The sequence below is a fragment of the Streptococcus peroris ATCC 700780 genome (assembly GCF_000187585.1).
In the GTDB taxonomy this organism is placed as follows: domain Bacteria; phylum Bacillota; class Bacilli; order Lactobacillales; family Streptococcaceae; genus Streptococcus; species Streptococcus peroris.
In genome coordinates this window covers 342,571-360,959 of record NZ_GL732463.1, presented here as the reverse complement: position 1 = coordinate 360,959, position 18,389 = coordinate 342,571, and the positions used below count along the sequence as shown (strand labels likewise).

Genomic DNA, 18,389 nt, shown 5'->3' with positions numbered 1-18,389 from the left:
TAAACAAAAGGCTAGGAATAGTTCCCGCCCTTTTTAACCGATTAATTTGGTTACCCAAAGCTGTTTAATCACATTTGTAGTGATCGGAATACTTTGAATAATGTGTCTAGCTACAAAGCTATTTTCAAGTGAATTTTGAACAATTTGTAGTGGTACAGTAGCAAGAATCGTTAACATCATCTGGAGGACAAATAAAGTCACTCCAACTGATATCACACCTGCCCCGATACGGTAGTATTTCCCGTCAACTATCTTAGTTGGCGCTAAGTTAATAAAAAGTCCAAGTAAGCGACCAATACAGTAAAAAGCTGTAAAAGCTACGAGAAATCCGATACCTGCATAAAAGACCTTATCCAATTGGAAGAGTTGATCGGATGGGAAAAAGAACGTTCCCTGTCCTTCCTGAGGATTTGCATAAGGGATTAATAAATTGAATTTTTGCCCTAAAGATAGGTAAAATTTACTTGCAAAATAAGCGGAAATAATCGTTGCTACAAGATAATATGCTTGCAAAATAATTCCTCTGAGGTAGCCAATATAAAAACTCCAAGCAAGAATTAACAAGAGTAGGAAGGAAATCATAAGGAGTCCTCAATTTTACTCTGTTCTTGTTTAGCCGCAACTACTTTATAACGGAGCGATTCTAATTCTTGCTCCTTATCATCAAACTCAATCTCACGGCTGAGCTGGGTTGATAAGCAGTTAACAGCTAAGAGTATAGCTACTGTCTCATCATCTGCTCCAGGCATTTGTTCCTTGATTGCTTCATATTTTTCCGTTGCAACTTTAGCAATCTCCTCCATGAAAAGATTGTCATGCTCAGTTGTTAGGGTCAATGTTTTTTTCCCAAATGTAAACTTGAATCGATTTAAATTTGCCATAAAATTCACCTCACGATATTATACCAAATTTCACTAAATTTGTCAGTTTTTTCCAATTTTGCTGCTTTTATGGTACAATAGAGACTATGGCAAGTATCACATTAATACCAAGTGAAAAGGAAATTCAAACTTTTGTTAAAGAGTATGAACAAGCCCTCACGCCAAGTAAAAATCCTTATATTCGCTACTTTTTTAAGCTTCCTCAAGCTAGCGTTTCCATCTATACATCTGGAAAAGTTCTCTTGCAAGGTGAAGCAGCTGAAAACTATGCCAGCTTTTTTGGTTATCAAGTAACACAAGTAGCAAGTGGACAAAACATCCCTTTAATAGGGACAGATGAAGTCGGAAATGGTTCCTACTTTGGTGGTCTAGCTGTGGTGGCATCCTTTGTAACTCCTGATCAGCATCACTTTTTGCAAAAACTCGGAGTTGGAGATTCCAAATCACTGACTGATCAGAAGATTCGTCAACTGGCTCCACTTTTGAAGGAAAAAATCCAGCATCAAGCACTACTGCTTTCTCCAAGTAAGTATAACGAAGTCATTGGGGAAGGTTATAATGCTGTTTCTGTCAAGGTAGCTCTCCATAATCAGGCCATTTTCCTACTCCTTCAAAAAGGAGTTGAGCCAGAAAAGATTGTCATTGACGCCTTTACGAGTTCTAAAAACTACGATAGGTACTTAAAAAATGAAGCCAATCACTTCTTAAATCCAGTTACACTTGAAGAGAAAGCTGAAGGTAAGTACTTGGCCGTAGCTGTTAGTTCCATCATTGCGCGTGATCTTTTCCTTGAAAATCTTGAAAACCTAGGACGAGAGTTAGGGTATCAACTTCCAAGTGGTGCTGGTGCAGCTTCTGATAAAGTTGCCAGTCAGATTTTACAAGCATATGGAATGAAGGGGCTCAACTTCTGCGCCAAACTTCATTTTAAAAACACTGAAAAGGCAAAAACGTTGCTAGAAAGGTAAAATATGAAATACATTAAAAGATTTTTTAAAGAATGGGGATTTATCATTCTTATTCTTGCACTTGTAGGACTTAGTCGTTTATTTATTTGGAGTAATGTCCGTGTAGAAGGGCATTCTATGGACCCCACCCTAGGCGATGGAGAAGTCCTCTTTGTTGTCAAACATCTTCCAATCAATCGTTTTGATATCGTAGTTGCCCACGAGGACGACGGGAACAAGGATATCGTTAAGCGAGTCGTCGGTATGCCAGGAGATACCATCCGTTATGACAATGATAAACTTTATGTTAACGGTCAGGAAACGAATGAGCCTTATCTAGCAGAATATCTCAAACGTTTCAAGGAAGATAAACTCCAAAGCACCTATACTGGAGATAGCTGGGATGGAAAAAAAGGCGAGTATTTTAGAGAGCTTGCTGAAAAAGCCCCTGCCTTTACCTTGGACGTTAATCATAATACCAGCTTTACCTTCACTATTCCTGAGGGACAATACCTCCTACTTGGTGATGACCGCCTGGTATCTAGTGATAGTCGACATGTTGGTACTTTTAAAGCAAAGGATATTATTGGAGAGGCTAAATTCCGTTTCTGGCCATTCAAACGTATCGGAACAGTTTAAAAACTCTAAGAGGCCGAGAAGAAAAATCTCAGCCTCTTCTCATTCTATTCTGAATAATATAATCTCATTCAAGAATGTAAAGGAAGTATATGGAAGTCTATTTCACTGGTACGATTGAACGTATTATTTTTGAAAACCCTAGTAATTTTTACCGTATCCTCCTCTTAGATATTGAGGATACCAATGCTGAGGACTTTGATGATTTCGAGATCATTGTTACAGGTACCATGGCTGATGTCATAGAGGGAGAGGAATACACTTTCTGGGGACGAATTGTCCAACACTCTAAATACGGAGAGCAACTGCAAATCACTCGTTACGAAAGAGCGAAGCCAACTAGTAAAGGATTGGTTAAGTATTTCTCCAGTAGCCATTTCAAAGGGATTGGTCTCAAAACAGCTCAGAAGATTGTAGAGCTCTACGGAGATAATACCATTGATAAAATCCTGGAGCACCCTGAGAAACTCGAAACCATTTCAGGACTATCTTCCAAAAGTCGTGAGGCTTTTGTTTCCACCCTCCGTCTCAACTACGGCACAGAAATGGTCTTGGCAAAACTTGCCAACTACGGCATTCCTAATAAATTAGCTATTCAAATTCAGGATACCTATAAAGAGGAAACCATTGATATCGTTGAACATTATCCTTACAAGTTGGTGGAAGATATCAAGGGCTTGGGTTTTACCATTGCTGACCAATTGGCGCAAGAATTAGGCATTGAAAGTCAGGCACCTGAGCGTTTCCGAGCAGGTCTCATCCATAGTCTTTTAAATGCTTGTATGGAAAGTGGGGACACTTATATTGAAGCTAGAGACTTATTAGAAAAGACTCTAAATCTACTAGAATCCTCACGTCCTGTAGAACTGGAACCAAGTCAACTTGCTCAAGAATTGTCCAATCTCATTGAAGAAGAAAAAGTCCAACAAGTTGATACGAAAATCTTTGACAACAGTCTCTTTTTCGCTGAAGAAGGAATTCACAATCACCTCATTCGCATCCTTGAAAAAGAACAACCCAATAAGCATGAAATAGAAATCATCCAGAATCATATCGCAACGGTTGAGGAAGAATTAGGTATCCAATACGATGCCATTCAAAAACAGGCAATCTGCGACGCTATCCAAAATAAGGTCTTTATCCTGACAGGTGGACCTGGTACAGGTAAGACCACTGTTATCAATGGGATTATTGGTGTTTATGCCCTATTAGAGGGGCTCGACCTTAGAAAGAAAAGCAGTCTACCGATTCTCCTAGCTGCTCCAACTGGTCGCGCGGCTCGTCGTATGAATGAGTTGACAGGCTTGCCTAGTGCAACCATTCACCGCCACTTGGGTATGACTGGGGACGACGATACCAGCCATTTGGAGGATTATCTTGATGCCGATTTTATCATTGTAGACGAGTTCTCTATGGTGGATACTTGGCTAGCCAACCAACTTTTCTCCAATATCTCCTCTAATAGTAAAATACTCATCGTTGGAGATAGTGATCAGTTGCCATCGGTTAGCCCAGGTCAAGTTCTGGCTGATTTGCTCCAGATTCCAAGTATTCCGCAAACACGCTTGGAACGAATTTATCGTCAGAGCGAAGAATCAACCATCGTCACACTTGCGAGTCAGATTCGTCAGGGAATATTGCCTGCAGATTTCACCCAGAAAAAAGCAGACCGTTCCTACTTTGAAATCTCTAGTAACCATATCCCTGCTACCATTGAGAAAATCCTGAGTGCTGCCCTCAGAAGTGGTATTCCCGCTCGTGATATCCAAGTTCTAGCTCCTATGTATCGTGGTACAGCAGGAATTGACACAATCAATCAACTCATGCAAGAACTTCTTAATCCTCTTCAAAAAGGACAGATTAGTTTTGAAGCAAGTCAGTTTCATTATCGCACAGGCGATAAGGTCATTCATCTAGTCAACGATGCAGAAGTCAACGTTTTTAACGGAGACTTAGGCTATATCACAGACCTCATTCCTGGTAAATACACTGAATCCAAACAGGATGAGATAATGATTGATTTTGATGGAAACGAGGTTTCCTATCCTCGAAATGAATGGTATAAGATTCGCTTAGCTTATGCCATGAGTATCCATAAGTCACAAGGTAGTGAGTTCCCGGTTGTGATACTTCCGATTACCAGTGCTAGCAAGCGCATGCTGGAGCGCAACCTCATCTATACAGCTATCACCCGTGCCAAAAGCAAACTGATCCTACTTGGTGAACTGCAGGCCTTTGACTATGCAACCCAACACATCGGAACCGCTCGTAAGACCTATATGATTGAACGTTTTAGTGACCTAATGGAAGCAACTAAAAAAACTAGCCAGCAAACTACTGAAACTTCCATGTCAGTTAATTCTAAACCGCCCTACATTCTGACCGAAGAAAACTGGTCTAGTATTCCAGCCATGATTGGGATTACAGAGGCAGACCTTCAAGAGATTTTTGAAAAATAGAGCACAAGAAAGCCCACCAGAATCGGTGGGCTTTTAATCTGTTCAGATTATTTCACTGTTGCAGTACTTGTGATTAATTCAACAGCCTTCTTAACTGTGATGTCGTGTTTCAACATTTCAGTAGAGAGCAAGTTTTGAACTTGAGCAACTTCCATGTTGTAGTCAGTTGCCAATTGTTCGATTTCTTTTTTGATTTCTTCTTCTGAAGCATCAAATCCTTCCGCTTTAGCAACTGCTTCAACAACAAGATTTGTCTTCGTACGTGACTCTGCTTCTGCTTCGTATTGTTTGTGAAGATCTTCTTGAGTAGTTCCAGTGATTTGGAAGTACATGTCAGGATTGATACCTTGACGTTGCAAGTTTCCAAGGAATTCATTTACTGAACGGTGAACTTCTTCGTGAATCATTTCTTCTGGAAGATCAACGATTTCAGCATTTTCTACAGCTTTATCGATAGCTGCACTTTCAACTGCATCTTTGTAAGCTTCTGCTTTTGTTTCTGCTAACTCTTTACGGTATTTTTCTTTCAATTCAGCAAGTGTTTCCACTTCTTCGTCGATATCTTTTGCAAGTTCGTCGTCAAGAGCTGGAACTTCTTTTGCTTTTACTTCATGGATAGTTGTGACGAATTTAGCTTCTTTACCAGCAAGGTCTTCTGCTTGATAATCTTCTGGGAATGTTACAACAACATCAACTGTTTCGCCAGCTGAGTGTCCAACCAATTGGTCTTCGAAGCCAGGGATGAATTGACCTGAACCAAGTTCAAGAGAGAAGTTGTCACCTTTTCCACCATCAAATTCAACACCATCGATAGAACCAACAAAGTCGATCACAACAGTGTCACCTTTTTCAGCAGCAGCTTCTTTAAGAACCAACTCAGCCAAGTTGTTACGTTCACGTTCGATACGTTCTTCAACGTCAGCGTCTGTTACTTCTTTTTCTACATCAACTGATACTTCAAGGTTTTTGTAGTCACCCAATTTTACTTCAGGTTTTGTAACGACTTCAGCAGTGATAACCCAGTCTTGACCTTTTTCCATTGATGTTACATCAATTTTTGGTTGTGCAACAACTTCAAGTCCAGCCTCTTTTACAGCTGCTTCATAAGCGTTTGGTAAAAGTGCATTCATAGCGTCTTGGTAAAGAGCTTCTTCACCAAATTTTTGGTCAAAGACAGGACGAGGAAGGTGACCTTTACGGAAGCCTGGAACGTTAATAGTTTTCTTAACTGAGTTAAACACTCGATCCAATTCTGGTTTAATTTGGTCTTGAGCAATTGTGAAAGTCAAGACACCACGGTTTGTTTCTTTGTTTTCAAATGATACAGACATTCTGCCATTTCTCCTTAAAATTTTAAATACAGTCTATTATACCATATAGTAGCGATTTTTTTCAAGTAATGGATGCGCTTTTCAGTGATGCTCGAATTACCACCTAGTTTCGCTAAAATTCATCAGACTTAACCAAGTGATGTTGAAAGGCATAGACAGCCGCCTGGGTACGGTCACTAACCTGAAGCTTGGCAAGAATGTTCGAAACATGAGTTTTAACTGTCTTGAGGGAGATGAACAGTTCATCAGCAATACGCTGATTTTCATAGCCTTTAGCGATTAGTTGGAGAACATCTCGTTCACGTGCAGTCAAATCTTCATGTAGTTCAACGTGATTGCGGTTGTATTCTACTTTCTTACTTACCTCTTGTTCAATAGCAAATTCACCTGCTGCTACCTTACGAACAGCGTGTAACAATTCATCCGCGCTAGCAGTTTTAAGCATATAGCCCCTAGCTCCAGCATTCAAAACAGGCATGATTTTTTCATTGTCTAGGTAAGAAGTTACGATCAAAATTTTAGCCTCTGGCCATTCTTTGAGAATAGCTAGTGTAGCATCAATCCCATTGACTTCAGGCATGACAATATCCATGACAATCACATCAGGACGCAGCTCCAAGGCCATAGAAATTCCTTCCGCGCCATTTGTTGCTTCTCCTACAACCTCAACATCTTCCTGTAGTTCGAAATAACTTTTTAAACCCAGACGCACCATTTGGTGGTCATCTACCAATAATAGTTTCATTTTATTTCCTTTTGTTAGTCAATCAAGCAAGGGTATGCGAATATCCACTGCCAAACCCTGCTTGGGTGCCGTTAATAATTGTATGGTCCCTGCCATATCTTCCACTCGTTCTTTGATATTTCGCAGACCATAGCTCAGTTCGTCACCACTATCTAGCTGAAAACCACGACCATTGTCTGCAACCTTCAACTGCAATTCCGTTTCCGTTTGATAAAGGTAAACATCCAGACAAGAGGCCTGCGCATGACGAAGGGTATTACTAATCAATTCTTGTACAATCCGAAAAATATGTTCTTCAATCTTTTTAGGTAAAGCTGTTACCTGATATTTAAAGCTTACCTTCAGTTCACTTTTTTCTTCTAGCTCTTTAAGGAGTACCTGAATCCCCTCCACCAAACTCTTTTGTTCTAGTTCAATTGGTCGTAAATGCAAAAGCAGAATGCGCAAGTCTCTTTGAGCTGTCTCCAAAATAGCAGTCACACTTTGGAGTTGTGTCTGCATTTTCTCTCTGTCTAATTTGGAAGCTTGTTGACTGATTCCCGATAACATCATATGAGCAGCAAAAATTTCTTGGCTAACCGTATCATGCAAGTCACGCGCAATTCGCTTGCGCTCCTTTTCAACAATTTCTTCTTCTTTGACCAAGGCTTGGTTGTCTGCTTTTTGAATAGCTTCTGTCAACAAACCAAGCTTACCTGATAAATTTCTAAAACTTGCGTCTAAGTCAGCATCTCCAAGACTTTGAATCTCTTTGCCAGCTAGGAGACACTTGAGATTTGCTTGGATTCTTCTTCTTGAAATTTCATCAACCATTCTCCAAAACAGGACTAATAAACAAGCTAGGGCAAGACTAAACATCAAAGCTAGAAATAGGACTTTTTCTGTCTTTTCTAGATCCTGAAAAAGAGAGCTCCAGTCTAAATCCAAGACTTTAAAAATACTTCGAAATAGAAAAGCGACAAAGAGAAATGAGGTGAGACCAATTAAAATATAGGGTTGCTTTTTCATCCGCGCACCACCTCAACATCTCCAACCATCGTTGTCAAAAGAATCTTAACACTCTTTGGACTCTTGAGATAGTCTCTGGTTTCTTGATGAAATTGCTCATTACGCAAAGCACGCTTAGGCTGGTCAAAAAAGGTTAAATCTCCATACAAAGAATTGATGCTTAGACTGACTTCCACATCCACTGGTACGATAATTCTAGTCGTACCGACCAGTTTTCTCAAGATGATGACATTATCATGATTGCTCAAAATCACGTGCTCTAGATGAATGGTGTCTTTTCCCATAAGACGAAAAAGATTGATATCATCAAAGCGGCAAGTTTGGTAGCTTGAAAAGTGGTGGAGATTTCCAAACCAGCGATTTTTCTCCCTCTTAACTGTCACTACTTCTTCAAAAACCAGATTGGTGTCTTCCCTTTCCTGATTCATCATAGGATAAAGCAGGAACAGGCTGTATATCAAGGCCACAAAAATAGCTAGAATGACAAAGGGATTGAGCATGATAATAAAGAAAAATAGGATGCTCACTGCTACTAAAATGAAATTGTTTCCCTGTCTACCAGTATAGTATCGAATCAAGAGTAAAAATAAGAGCAAAATGAGCAGAAAACGGGAAAAATGCTCTGATACCATCATGATCAGAGCTCCTGTCAATAAACAAGCTTCAATAAATAGAAAAATTTGGAATTTTCGCATGTATCCGTCCTCTCCATTTAATTGTATCACAAATCTCAAAAGTCACATCCGTCTGAGGAATGATAAAAAGACCGGGACTAAAATCCCGACCTCTTTCTTTACATTTGGTCTTTTGCTTCTTTTAATTTTCCATATAGGAGATAGTCGACCTGCTGCAAATCCTCAATCCTTACGCAATTAAGGGCACACATAATCAAGCGTAGATCTTCCTTCCAACCTTGGACAATCGTAATAACTTCGTCAACTGAATGATTTTCAACCAACTCTAACATAGTACGTGAGAGTCCAACTGCTTTTGCTCCAAAGACCAAGCATTTGATGATGTCTAGTGGATTGCGAACACCTCCACTTACCAGAAGCTCCATCTTATCTTTCCAATCTTGGGCATTCAGTAGAGCTTGCATGGTCGATTGACCCCAGTCATTGAGGTAGTCACGTTGACCGCTGCGACGATTTTCGATATAGGCAAAGCTCGTTCCCCCACGACCAGACAAATCAACAGTTCGTATTCCCATTTCATAAGCCTTGGCAATTGTCTTCACATCCATGCCAAAGCCGACTTCTTTTAAAACAAGAGGAACAGAGATTTGCTCAGCATAATCTTTCAGATTGCTTTGCCACAATCTAAATTGACGTTCACCCTCTGGCATGAGCAATTCCTGCATGACATTAACATGAACTTGCAAGAGAAGGGGATTCATCTCTTTCACTGTTTGTAGACCAAATTCAACTGGCTTGTCTAAGCCAATATTGGTTCCAAGAAGGAGGTCAGGATGATTTGACTTCACGGCAAAAGAATCATCTGATGGATCCTTAAGTGCTGCACTGTAAGAACCCGTCACGAATAAAATTCCACAGGCCTCTGCCACCTGAGCCAGTTTTTGATTGATTTCTTTGCCCTTGTTACTACCGCCTGTCATGGCATTAATATAAAAAGGAAAGTCCCATTTTCGCCCTGCAAATTCTGTTGAAAGATCAATCTCCTCTATGTTATATAGGGGTAGCGAAGAATGGATCAACTCCACTTCATCAAAACTATTATAAGTACTGTTTTGTTCAAGGGCATAGCGGATATGTTCATCCTTCCGATTTGTCGTCATGTCCTATCCTTTCTTGATACAAGAGCTCAATCCCTAGATCAGCCCAGCGTTTTTTTAGCAATGTGGTCGAATCTTGGTCAAAGCTAAGTGCAATCCCACAGTCTCCTCCACCAGCACCACTGCTCTTAGCAACAGCTTTTAAGTCTCTGCTGGCATCTTTTAGTTGTCTGAGCGAAGGTGTGTAAATATCTGAACTCAAGCCTTCTAAAAGCAGACTAGCATGATTTAGCAACTCAATGATTTTATCTTCTTGACCTACCTTCAAAGCCTTTACCAAGCTAGTGACAGTGTCTTTTGAAGCTTGCAAGAAGTTGGGATCCATATTATCCTTGATTTGCTTAACCATATGACTAGACACAGCAACTTCCTTGGTCCAACCCACCAGAAAATCAAATTTCAACGCTGGTTCAACACTCCTAATAGAAAATCCCCAGTCACGTGCTAATACAGTTTGCAAGTCTTCCTTTTCTAGCCATTGTGCAACTGTTTCTCTATTAAACGACTGATAGAGGACCAGGTCTTCTGATACGATACAGGCAATGTCCCCCATGGATCCATTGTCCCCACGCTTGAGAAGAACTGCACTCGCCAATTTAAACAAGAGTTCTCTGTCAGCTAATCTTTCATAGAAGGCAAGCATGGCCTTGATGACCAAAACAACTACGCTACCACTAGAACCCAGACCAAACTTCTTGCCCTCACGCTCCATTTTCCCGCGAATATCTATGGAAAAAGGACGCCAGTCAACTCCTTGGGCAGTTAGATACTCCTCCACCAAGGCAACTGTTTCTTGGATCAAGGCATAAGAAGAATCTGGGCGCATATCTACACTATAGGTAAACATATCCGAGTAGAGTCGATAAACATTAGACGCTTTAATCTCAGCCGTCATATAGATGGGAATAGCCTTGATTAGTGCCAACTGTCTTGGTTCTAAAATGGCATACTCCCCAGCCCAATAGAGCTTCCCACAAGTTTTAACAAGCGTCATCTTGGCTCAAATCCTTTGTTTTTGAAACGATTAAGCGATAGCGTTGACCTAAAAGTTCTGATAGATGTTCCAAGTCCTCTTCCAAGCAAAGAACCTTGACATTAGGGCCCGCATCCATGGTAAAGTAGCAAGATTCTCCTTGTTCTCTAAGCTGACGAACAAAATCCATAGCCTCATAACTAGCATCTGTCAGATAAGAGAAGGATGGAGTTGCAGTTTTTGTCGTAGCATGCATAGCCAAGGCGTTCTTCTCCGTCAATTCTCCAACTTTCTTAAAGTCATTTTCCTTGAGATAAGACAACATATCCTTGTAGTCTTGTTCAGACTGACGAACCCAGTCTTCAAAAGTTGTCGAAGTTTCTACACAGAGCTTCATGCCATCTCGACTAGAGATTGGTTTTTTCTGGTCTTCCAAGACCAACATAATCATAGCTAGCTTCAAGTCAGTCTCAACTGGATAAATCTCTCCACTGTCCTTGTCCCAAGCTGCTAAGGGACCATAAAAACTACGAGATGAAGAACCGGATGCAAACTTAGCTTCCAGGGCCAATTCTTTGCGATTCAGTCCAAGTTGGAAATATGCATTACAAACTTTGACCAGAGCAGACAAACCACTAGAACTTGAAGAAAGACCTGCTGCTGTTGGCATATTGTTCTTGGTATCGATACGAACAAACCCTGCTCCTTCAGGACGGTAGCGGTCAATGATTTTACTCATTTTTGCATGTTCAGCTTCGTTTTGCAACTGACCGTTGATGTAAAAAGCGTCAGCCTTAGCATCTGTCGGTAAAGGAGAAAGTGTTGTCTCCGTATACATATTTTCTAAGGTTAGAGAGATACTACTAGTCGCAGGAACCATCTCTTTTTCATTTTTCTTACCCCAATATTTGATTATGGCAATATTGGCATAGGAACGTACTGTTACAGGCTTTCGATCCATGTCTGAACAGCTCCTTTCTCTTCTAATCTTTCTGCGAGTTCTTGTGCTTGGCTCTCATTAGCAACCAAGGCAATGATACAGCCACCTAGACCACCACCACTCATTTTTGATCCTAGAGCTCCGTGGTCAAGAGCAGTTTCAACCAAGACATCTGCCTCAGGGCTACTAACTCCTATTTCTTTTAGGCATCCGTGTGCTTTCGTTAAAATTTCTCCCAGCTTGACAGTATCTTTTGTTTTTATTGCTTCTTCTGCTTGTTGGGTCAGCTCTCCTAGGGAATGCAGGAATGGTAAAGCATCTTTTCCCTTATTCTTGACAACTTGGATAGCTTCACTTGTATTTCCGTAAACACCAGTATCTGCAATCACCAGATAAGCCGACAAATCCATCGTCAATTCTTCAAAGCCGACATTCTTGATAAAACGAATCGGATGACTGCTGAGGCATGTTTTAGCGTCTAATCCACTAGGATTTATATGAGCAATCATTTCAGCACGATTAACCAAAATCTCTAACACATCATGATGAAGTTCTGCTTGGTAATAATCAAATACCGCTCGAATGGCTGCAATGCTGATAGCTGCCGAAGACCCCATCCCACGTTTTTCAGGAATAGCCGAGTCAATTTGGCAACGGATGTAAGCTTCTTTAATATTTAGATATTCTAAGGAAGCATAAACCGCCATAGACAAGGTGTCCTCTTCAAAAAGACGCCATGGTGTTTCTGCTGGAACCACATGACAAGTGACCTCTACCTCTAAAAGAGGTAAAGAAATCGCTGGGTAGCCATAAACAACTGCATGCTCTCCGATTAAAATAATTTTACTATGTGCCTGACCGACACCAACTTCTTTTGTCATTTAATCCTACTATCAGACGAAAACTGTCTGTTTCTAGATAAAATTTTAGAACTTTATTCCTTTCTATTTTATTATATTTTCGCAAAAAAAGCGATTGTTTCCTTTCACAATCGCTTGTTTTCATTACTGTACCCACTCACCGTTATAGTTAACGTAGTAGCCACCTACTGTAGTATTCACAGCTAAGGCACCTGAACTATAGGCATAGTACCATTTACCATTGACTTGGAACCAACCTGTCGTCATAGAACGACGAAAGAAACTCCACATCGACAGGTAAAGAGGAAAGTCGTGAGGGAGCATGCACCATTGACAGCCTGTTTTAGTGACGTACAAAGTCGCATTAACAAGTACTCGTTTCGACCATTTATAGGTACGGTGTTTGGAGAAATAGGGTTCAATCTTAGCCCATTCTTGATCGTTTAAATCAGTATCATATGCTTTGCGTGTCATAACTCTAGTTTAACATTTTTTTGTTAATACAGGTTCTAAATAATAGACCACGAAAATTTCTTAAGTGGAAAACGCCTTATGAAGTATGCTACGGGAAAGTTATACACTTAATTTGACAATTCAAGGAGAATTATGATACTCTGGAGCAAATAGACTTTGCATTGGGAAAATCTGGCGTCCTATTATCATTAATAAAATATTATCAATTTACCAATGACAATACTCTTAAAACTTTCATCCACAATAGTATAGGGGAAATTTATCATTATTTCCTACAAAGAGATACAGCCAAAGAAACCATTTTAGACTATAGCTTTGCTCATGGATATTGTGGAATTGCATATGCTTTATTTGCCTATTCTAAAGTCTTAGAACCTTCTATGTTCTATAATGATCTCCATACATTCCATACTGAATTAAAAAAATTATTAGAAAAGTTACTTCTAATACTGAAAATTTAGGAAATTTACAACTTTCTTGGTGCGAAGGAATTTCCGGAATAATCTTATATCTTTGTATGTACGATTGTGACGGAAACAAAGATATTATTAGTAAATATCAAGAATTTGTTTTTAACCATCATCTAAAAATGATGACAGGATATTGCCACGGAATAACTAGCTTACTACAAACCACTGTCTACAATCAAAACAAATTACTGATGAAAAAAATCCAACAGGTAATTTTAGCATGTTCTGAACGAGATGATCACGGTTTACTGATGTTTCAAGGAGATAGTGGTAAAGCAGATTTGTTTGACTTCGGAATAGGAAGCATGGGGGTATATTGGTGTTTATTAAATAATAAATTCCCATTCGATGTGCAGACATAAGGGGAAAAGTATGAAATTATTTTGGACAAACAACATATATAGACAATTGCTACTAAACAGCTGTTTTTCATCATTCGGCGACAGTATTTTCTACCTCGCCATTATCAATTATGTGGCTCAGTACAATTTTGCTTCGCTAGCGATTTTACTGATTTCCATTTCAGAGATGGTTCCCCTACTATCGCAACTCTTTCTCGGGATTCTAGGAGATTTTCAAGAAAATAGAGTCAAACACGCACTCTGGATTGCCAAAATCAAAATTCTGCTCTACGCTATTTTGACAGCATTTCTCGTCTTGTCGCCCTTTTCATTAGTTTCAGTCATTATGATTGTCATCATCAACCTCATCTCTGACACCTTGAGCTACCTGTCTGCCTACATGATGAACGCCCTCTACATCAGTGTAATTAAGGACGACTTGCATGATGCCATGGGGTTCAGGCAGTCGCTGATGAGGGCTGTCCGCATTATCGCCAATCTGGCTGGCGCGTTCCTTATCAATGTTATGAGTATTCAAACTATTTCCCTTATCAACACTCTGACTTTTGTCATTGCCTTTTTGGGCCTGTATGTTATTCGACATACCTTGTATGAAGTTGAAAAAAGGATTGAAATGTCACATACAGCACTGAGTTTTAAGAAATATTTTCAACATCTTAGACAGTCGCTGGCTGTGCTCCTGAGGTTAAAAGAGACCGTCATACTACTGTTTCTGACGACCAGTATGATTGCCATCTTGGATGTGTCCCCTCGGCTGATTGTCCTCCGCTTCATCCAACAGACACTAGCACAACTGAGCATTGGGCAACTCCTCGCCCTGCTCTCCATCATCATTTCTTGTGGAGCTATCCTTGGCAATATGACCAGCAGTAATCTATTTAAAAATATCCGTTTCACGCACCTCTTGGTTTTCTGTGAGATTTCCCTATTGGCTCTGATAACTAGTATCTTTTGTCAAGCCTATATCGTGATTTTCATGACCAGTTTCATCAGTTCTACGATTATCGGTATTCTCACCCCTCGCTTACAAGCAGCTGTCTTTGCCTATATCCCCAGTGACAAGATGGGGACGGTGGGATCTGCTCTGAGCACCGTGGATATTCTCGCCCCGTCCCTGCTCTCCCTATTAGCCCTATCCATAGCATCGGGCGTTTCGGTGCAGTTAGCATTGGTATTTTTGTATCTTATTTTGATTGCTCTTATCTTTTGTCAATGGTTAGTCAAGTTCAACACTCATAACTAACGAAAAAGCATGTGTAGATTTCACATGCTTTTAATCTCCCCAATCGTCAGGTCAAGTACAACAAAGTCACTCCTTTGATTAAGCGAGTGCTCTAATATAATTATAAGCGCCCTGTCATTATCGGATCCATTCGCCATTAGAGTTGACAAAATAGCCACCTACTGTAGTATTCACAGCTAAGTCTCCTGAACTATAGGCATAGTACCATTTACCATTGACCTGGAACCAACCTGTCACCATAGCTCCTGACGAACGAAGATAATACCAAGTATTATCGATATAAATCCAGCCTGTTTTCATATCACCGTTTTGATCATCTAGATAATACCATGTTGCATCGTCTTGATACCAGCCTGTCGCCATAGCACCTGATGAACGGAGATAGTACCACTTATTACCTAGATATTGCCAACCAGTTTGCATTGCAGCGGTTGTTGGATCGAGATAGTACCAAGTTGAATTGTCGTTAATCCAACCAGCACGTCTTTCTCCACCAAGGTAGTCTTTTCCTGAAGAACCTGTTTTTGCTAGGTAATACCAGTTTGATTGATCATAAAGCCAACCTGTTTTTAATGAATGATCTTGGTCAAAGTAGTAGTTTGCTAATTTAAGAACTTCTGGACCTTCAAAACCTTCACCATATTTTTTACCAACATTTAACGAATCCTTAAGCTCTAATTGTTGCCAGCCAACAAACTCTTGTAGTACGCCATCTTGATTAAAGTGGTACCACTTGTGTTGAAGGCCAATTTCGAAGACTGGACGATTATCAAATAAATCATCACGATAACCTGTTCCAGGAATTTCTATATATTGCCAGCCAACTACCATTTCTCCACCATCACCAAAATAGTAAGTTTTTCCGTCTATTTTATGCCAATAGATTGCTTTATGATCATCTTTTACATAATATTTTCTATTATCCTTATCAACAAACTGTCCACCTGTAGTATCCGCAAATACTGTACTCGTCACTAACAGACCAAAGAAGAACACTGATAGTCCAATTTGCATCATTTTTTTCAAAAATTTCATTTTAACACCCCCCAAATAGATTATATAACAAAAAAACAATATGTCAACATACATACTAAAAAACAGTTACACAACTGCAACTGTTTTTCTATTCTTGCATAGTATAGCCTACACCACGCACAGTTTTTATGTAGCTCTTTTGACCTTTTACGTCAAGTTTGCTACGTAGATAACGGATATAAACGTCCACGATATTGGTTTCGGTCGCACTTTCATACTTCCATACACTTTCCAGCAACTGCTCGCGAGTTAAAACTTTCTTGCTTCCCATAAGGGTAGCCAAAAGGTCATATTCACGACGTGTTAGGGCAATCATTTCCTCACCACGATAGACAGTATGATGTTCTACATCCATACGCAGATTACGATAAGCTGTCGGAACTTTCATCTGACTACAATGTTGGTCGATGAAGTCTCGACCTCGGAAGATTGCTGCAATACGAGCTACTAAATCGTCAATAATAACTGGTTTATAAATGTATGAGACAGCGAAACGCTGGATTGTTTCATGTTGGTCTTGCAATTCTTCTCGATGGTCCAAGACCATGATAACCGAAGCTGGCTTGGTCCGACTCAACTTGTTTGCAAAATCCTGGGCTGTCATATCCCCTAGATGAGCATTCAGTAAAATCAAGTCATAGTCTGTCTGAAGAGCCAAAGAAAGGGCCTTTTGCCCTTTCTCTACCAGATCAACTCGGTATTGCTCTTTTTGGAGTTCCAGACTTAAAAAATGAGCTAGATTTCTTTCTTTCTCGAGTAATAAAATCCGTTTCCCCATGGCTGACCTACTTATTTTTCGTCATACCAAGAGTAGTGGAAGGTTCCTTCTTTGTCTTTACGTTTGTATGTATGAGCACCAAAGTAGTCACGTTGAGCTTGGATCAAGTTCGCTGGAAGATCAGCTGAACGGTAGCTATCAAAGTAAGTGATAGCTGCTGAGAAGGTTGGTACAGGTACACCAGCTTGAACAGCAAGAGCAACGATATCACGAACGGATTGTTGGTACTTAGCAGTTACGTCCAAGAAGTACTCATCCAAAAGAAGGTTAGCAAGATCTGCATCACGGTTGTAGGCATCTGTAATCTTTTGCAAGAAACGAGAACGGATGATGCATCCGTCGCGCCAGATAGATGCGATGTCCGCAAATGGCAAGTTCCAGTTGTTTTCCTTAGAAGCTACACGCAATTGTGCAAAACCTTGTGCATATGAGATGATTTTTGAGAAGTAAAGAGCTTGACGAATCTTTTCAATCAATTCAGCCTTGTCGCCTTCAAATTTGAATGCAGCTGGTTTTGGAAGCACCTTGCTAGCGTGAACGCGTTCTTCTTTGTAGGCAGAAATATAACGAGCAAATACAGACTCTGTGATTAGTGACAATGGAACACCAAGGTCAAGTGCTGATTGGCTAGTCCATTTACCAGTTCCTTTGTTACCTGCAGCATCCAAGATATAGTCTACGATTGGTCCATCTTGGCCTTCGTCGTCTTTACGTTTCAAGATATCTGCTGTTATTTGGATCAAGTAGCTGTCCAATTCACCCTTGTTCCACTCAGTAAAGATTTCAGACATATCTTCTGCAGAAAGACCAAGTAAGTGTTGCATTAAGTCATAGCTTTCTGCAATCAATTGCATATCACCGTACTCGATACCATTGTGTACCATTTTAACGTAGTGACCAGCTCCATCAGGACCGATGTAGGTCACACATGGTTTGCCATCTTCTGGTGCTTTTGCAGAGATTTCTTCAAGAACATCAGCCACCAAGTCATAAGCTTCTTTTTGTCCACCAGGCATGATAGAAGGACCTTCAAGGGCACCTTTTTCACCACCAGAGACACCAGTACCGATAAAGTTGATTCCAGAGTTGGCCAACTCTTCGTTACGACGGATAGTATCTTTGTAGAAAGTATTTCCTCCGTCAATCAAAATATCACCCTTATCCAAGTGTGGAAGAAGAGCTTGGATAGTTGCATCTGTACCAGGTCCAGCTTGAACCATAAGCATGATACGACGTGGTTTTTCAATAGAGTTTACGAAGCTTTCGATATCATAGCTTGGCACGAAGTTTTTATCTGGATGGCAAGCAACAACATCTTCTGTTTTTTCTTTACTACGGTTATAAATGGCAACTGTATAGCCACGAGATTCAATATTTAAGGCAAGGTTACGACCCATTACGGCCATACCAACAACACCAAAGTTAGCTTTTGTCATGTAATACTCCTCTTGTTTA

Annotated in this window: 20 protein-coding genes; 6 read left to right on the top strand and 14 right to left on the bottom strand. The window is 40.2% G+C overall.

Annotated features, from left to right (window positions below; translation table 11 throughout):
- Window positions 1–33: 33 nt before the first annotated feature.
- Window positions 34–582 carry a CvpA family protein gene (locus HMPREF9180_RS03715; protein WP_006145106.1) on the bottom strand — a complete coding sequence of 183 codons (549 nt, stop codon included), beginning with the start codon at window positions 580–582 and terminating at the stop codon, window positions 34–36.
- Entirely contained in the window at window positions 579–881 is a 303-nt protein-coding gene (gene zapA, locus HMPREF9180_RS03710; protein WP_004252047.1) for a cell division protein ZapA, read from the bottom strand. The genes HMPREF9180_RS03715 and zapA overlap by 4 nt, the downstream gene beginning before the upstream one ends.
- 86 nt (window positions 882–967) lie before the next feature.
- Between zapA and rnhC the strand changes: the two genes are divergently transcribed.
- The 3 genes from rnhC (at window position 968) to recD2 (ending at window position 4,923) form a co-directional block, all read left to right on the top strand.
- Window positions 968–1,849: a ribonuclease HIII gene (rnhC, locus tag HMPREF9180_RS03705; protein ID WP_006145104.1), complete on the top strand. Its 882-nt coding sequence runs from the start codon at window positions 968–970 to the stop codon at window positions 1,847–1,849.
- A 3-nt stretch (window positions 1,850–1,852) separates the two neighbouring features.
- Window positions 1,853–2,467, top strand: coding sequence for a signal peptidase I (gene lepB / locus HMPREF9180_RS03700; protein ID WP_006145103.1), 615 nt, complete (start codon window positions 1,853–1,855; stop codon window positions 2,465–2,467).
- 89 nt (window positions 2,468–2,556) lie between these two features.
- Window positions 2,557–4,923 carry an SF1B family DNA helicase RecD2 gene (gene recD2, locus HMPREF9180_RS03695; protein ID WP_006145102.1) on the top strand — a complete coding sequence of 789 codons (2,367 nt, stop codon included), beginning with the start codon at window positions 2,557–2,559 and terminating at the stop codon, window positions 4,921–4,923.
- Between the two features lie 47 nt (window positions 4,924–4,970).
- On the opposite strand, the gene tig is transcribed toward recD2, so the two are convergent.
- The 9 genes from tig to HMPREF9180_RS10480 form a co-directional block, all read right to left on the bottom strand.
- Window positions 4,971–6,254: a trigger factor gene (tig, locus tag HMPREF9180_RS03690; RefSeq protein WP_006145100.1), complete on the bottom strand. Its 1,284-nt coding sequence runs from the start codon at window positions 6,252–6,254 to the stop codon at window positions 4,971–4,973.
- 112 nt (window positions 6,255–6,366) lie between these two features.
- Window positions 6,367–6,999 (bottom strand): response regulator transcription factor, encoded by a 633-nt coding sequence (locus HMPREF9180_RS03685; protein WP_006145099.1) that lies wholly within the window; start codon window positions 6,997–6,999, stop codon window positions 6,367–6,369.
- Window positions 7,000–7,017: 18 nt separating this feature from the next.
- Window positions 7,018–8,007: an envelope stress sensor histidine kinase LiaS gene (locus HMPREF9180_RS03680; RefSeq protein WP_006145098.1), complete on the bottom strand. Its 990-nt coding sequence runs from the start codon at window positions 8,005–8,007 to the stop codon at window positions 7,018–7,020.
- On the bottom strand, window positions 8,004–8,702 hold the full coding sequence (gene liaF / locus HMPREF9180_RS03675) for a cell wall-active antibiotics response protein LiaF (protein WP_025168615.1): 699 nt from the start codon (window positions 8,700–8,702) through the stop codon (window positions 8,004–8,006). Before liaF ends, HMPREF9180_RS03680 begins: the two co-directional genes overlap by 4 nt.
- Before the next feature lie 98 nt (window positions 8,703–8,800).
- Entirely contained in the window at window positions 8,801–9,802 is a 1,002-nt protein-coding gene (gene fni / locus HMPREF9180_RS03670) for a type 2 isopentenyl-diphosphate Delta-isomerase (protein WP_006145096.1), read from the bottom strand.
- On the bottom strand, window positions 9,780–10,793 hold the full coding sequence (locus HMPREF9180_RS03665) for a phosphomevalonate kinase (protein WP_006145095.1): 1,014 nt from the start codon (window positions 10,791–10,793) through the stop codon (window positions 9,780–9,782). Before HMPREF9180_RS03665 ends, fni begins: the two co-directional genes overlap by 23 nt.
- Window positions 10,780–11,733 carry a diphosphomevalonate decarboxylase gene (gene mvaD / locus HMPREF9180_RS03660; RefSeq protein ID WP_006145094.1) on the bottom strand — a complete coding sequence of 318 codons (954 nt, stop codon included), beginning with the start codon at window positions 11,731–11,733 and terminating at the stop codon, window positions 10,780–10,782. The genes HMPREF9180_RS03665 and mvaD overlap by 14 nt, the downstream gene beginning before the upstream one ends.
- Window positions 11,715–12,593 (bottom strand): mevalonate kinase, encoded by an 879-nt coding sequence (gene mvk, locus HMPREF9180_RS03655; protein ID WP_006145093.1) that lies wholly within the window; start codon window positions 12,591–12,593, stop codon window positions 11,715–11,717. The genes mvaD and mvk overlap by 19 nt, the downstream gene beginning before the upstream one ends.
- A 123-nt stretch (window positions 12,594–12,716) precedes the next feature.
- A complete protein-coding gene (locus HMPREF9180_RS10480) occupies window positions 12,717–13,046 on the bottom strand; it encodes a transposase (RefSeq protein WP_006145092.1) in 330 nt (109 codons plus the stop codon).
- Window positions 13,047–13,207: 161 nt separating this feature from the next.
- Here HMPREF9180_RS10480 and HMPREF9180_RS10400 point away from each other — a divergent pair, with 161 nt between their 5' ends.
- From HMPREF9180_RS10400 to HMPREF9180_RS03635, 3 genes are read left to right on the top strand one after another with little or no spacing between them, the layout of a single operon-like run.
- A complete protein-coding gene (locus tag HMPREF9180_RS10400; RefSeq protein WP_006145091.1) occupies window positions 13,208–13,507 on the top strand; it encodes a lanthionine synthetase LanC family protein in 300 nt (99 codons plus the stop codon).
- Window positions 13,508–13,563: 56 nt separating this feature from the next.
- Window positions 13,564–13,878 carry a glycoside hydrolase family protein gene (locus tag HMPREF9180_RS10395; protein ID WP_001839054.1) on the top strand — a complete coding sequence of 105 codons (315 nt, stop codon included), beginning with the start codon at window positions 13,564–13,566 and terminating at the stop codon, window positions 13,876–13,878.
- 10 nt (window positions 13,879–13,888) lie between these two features.
- On the top strand, window positions 13,889–15,121 hold the full coding sequence (locus HMPREF9180_RS03635) for an MFS transporter (RefSeq protein ID WP_025168614.1): 1,233 nt from the start codon (window positions 13,889–13,891) through the stop codon (window positions 15,119–15,121).
- A gap of 117 nt (window positions 15,122–15,238) precedes the next feature.
- Here the strand turns inward: HMPREF9180_RS03635 and HMPREF9180_RS03630 are convergent, their stop codons facing one another.
- The 3 genes from HMPREF9180_RS03630 to gndA all read right to left on the bottom strand — a co-directional run bounded on the left by HMPREF9180_RS03630 (window position 15,239) and on the right by gndA (window position 18,370).
- Window positions 15,239–16,156: a PspC-like choline-binding domain-containing protein gene (locus tag HMPREF9180_RS03630; RefSeq protein WP_025168613.1), complete on the bottom strand. Its 918-nt coding sequence runs from the start codon at window positions 16,154–16,156 to the stop codon at window positions 15,239–15,241.
- Between the two features lie 88 nt (window positions 16,157–16,244).
- Window positions 16,245–16,934: a response regulator transcription factor gene (locus HMPREF9180_RS03625; protein WP_006145083.1), complete on the bottom strand. Its 690-nt coding sequence runs from the start codon at window positions 16,932–16,934 to the stop codon at window positions 16,245–16,247.
- 11 nt (window positions 16,935–16,945) lie between these two features.
- The gene (gndA, locus tag HMPREF9180_RS03620; RefSeq protein WP_025168612.1) at window positions 16,946–18,370 is read right to left on the bottom strand and encodes an NADP-dependent phosphogluconate dehydrogenase; all 1,425 of its coding nucleotides are present in this window, start codon (window positions 18,368–18,370) and stop codon (window positions 16,946–16,948) included.
- Between the last annotated feature and the right edge of the window lie 19 nt (window positions 18,371–18,389).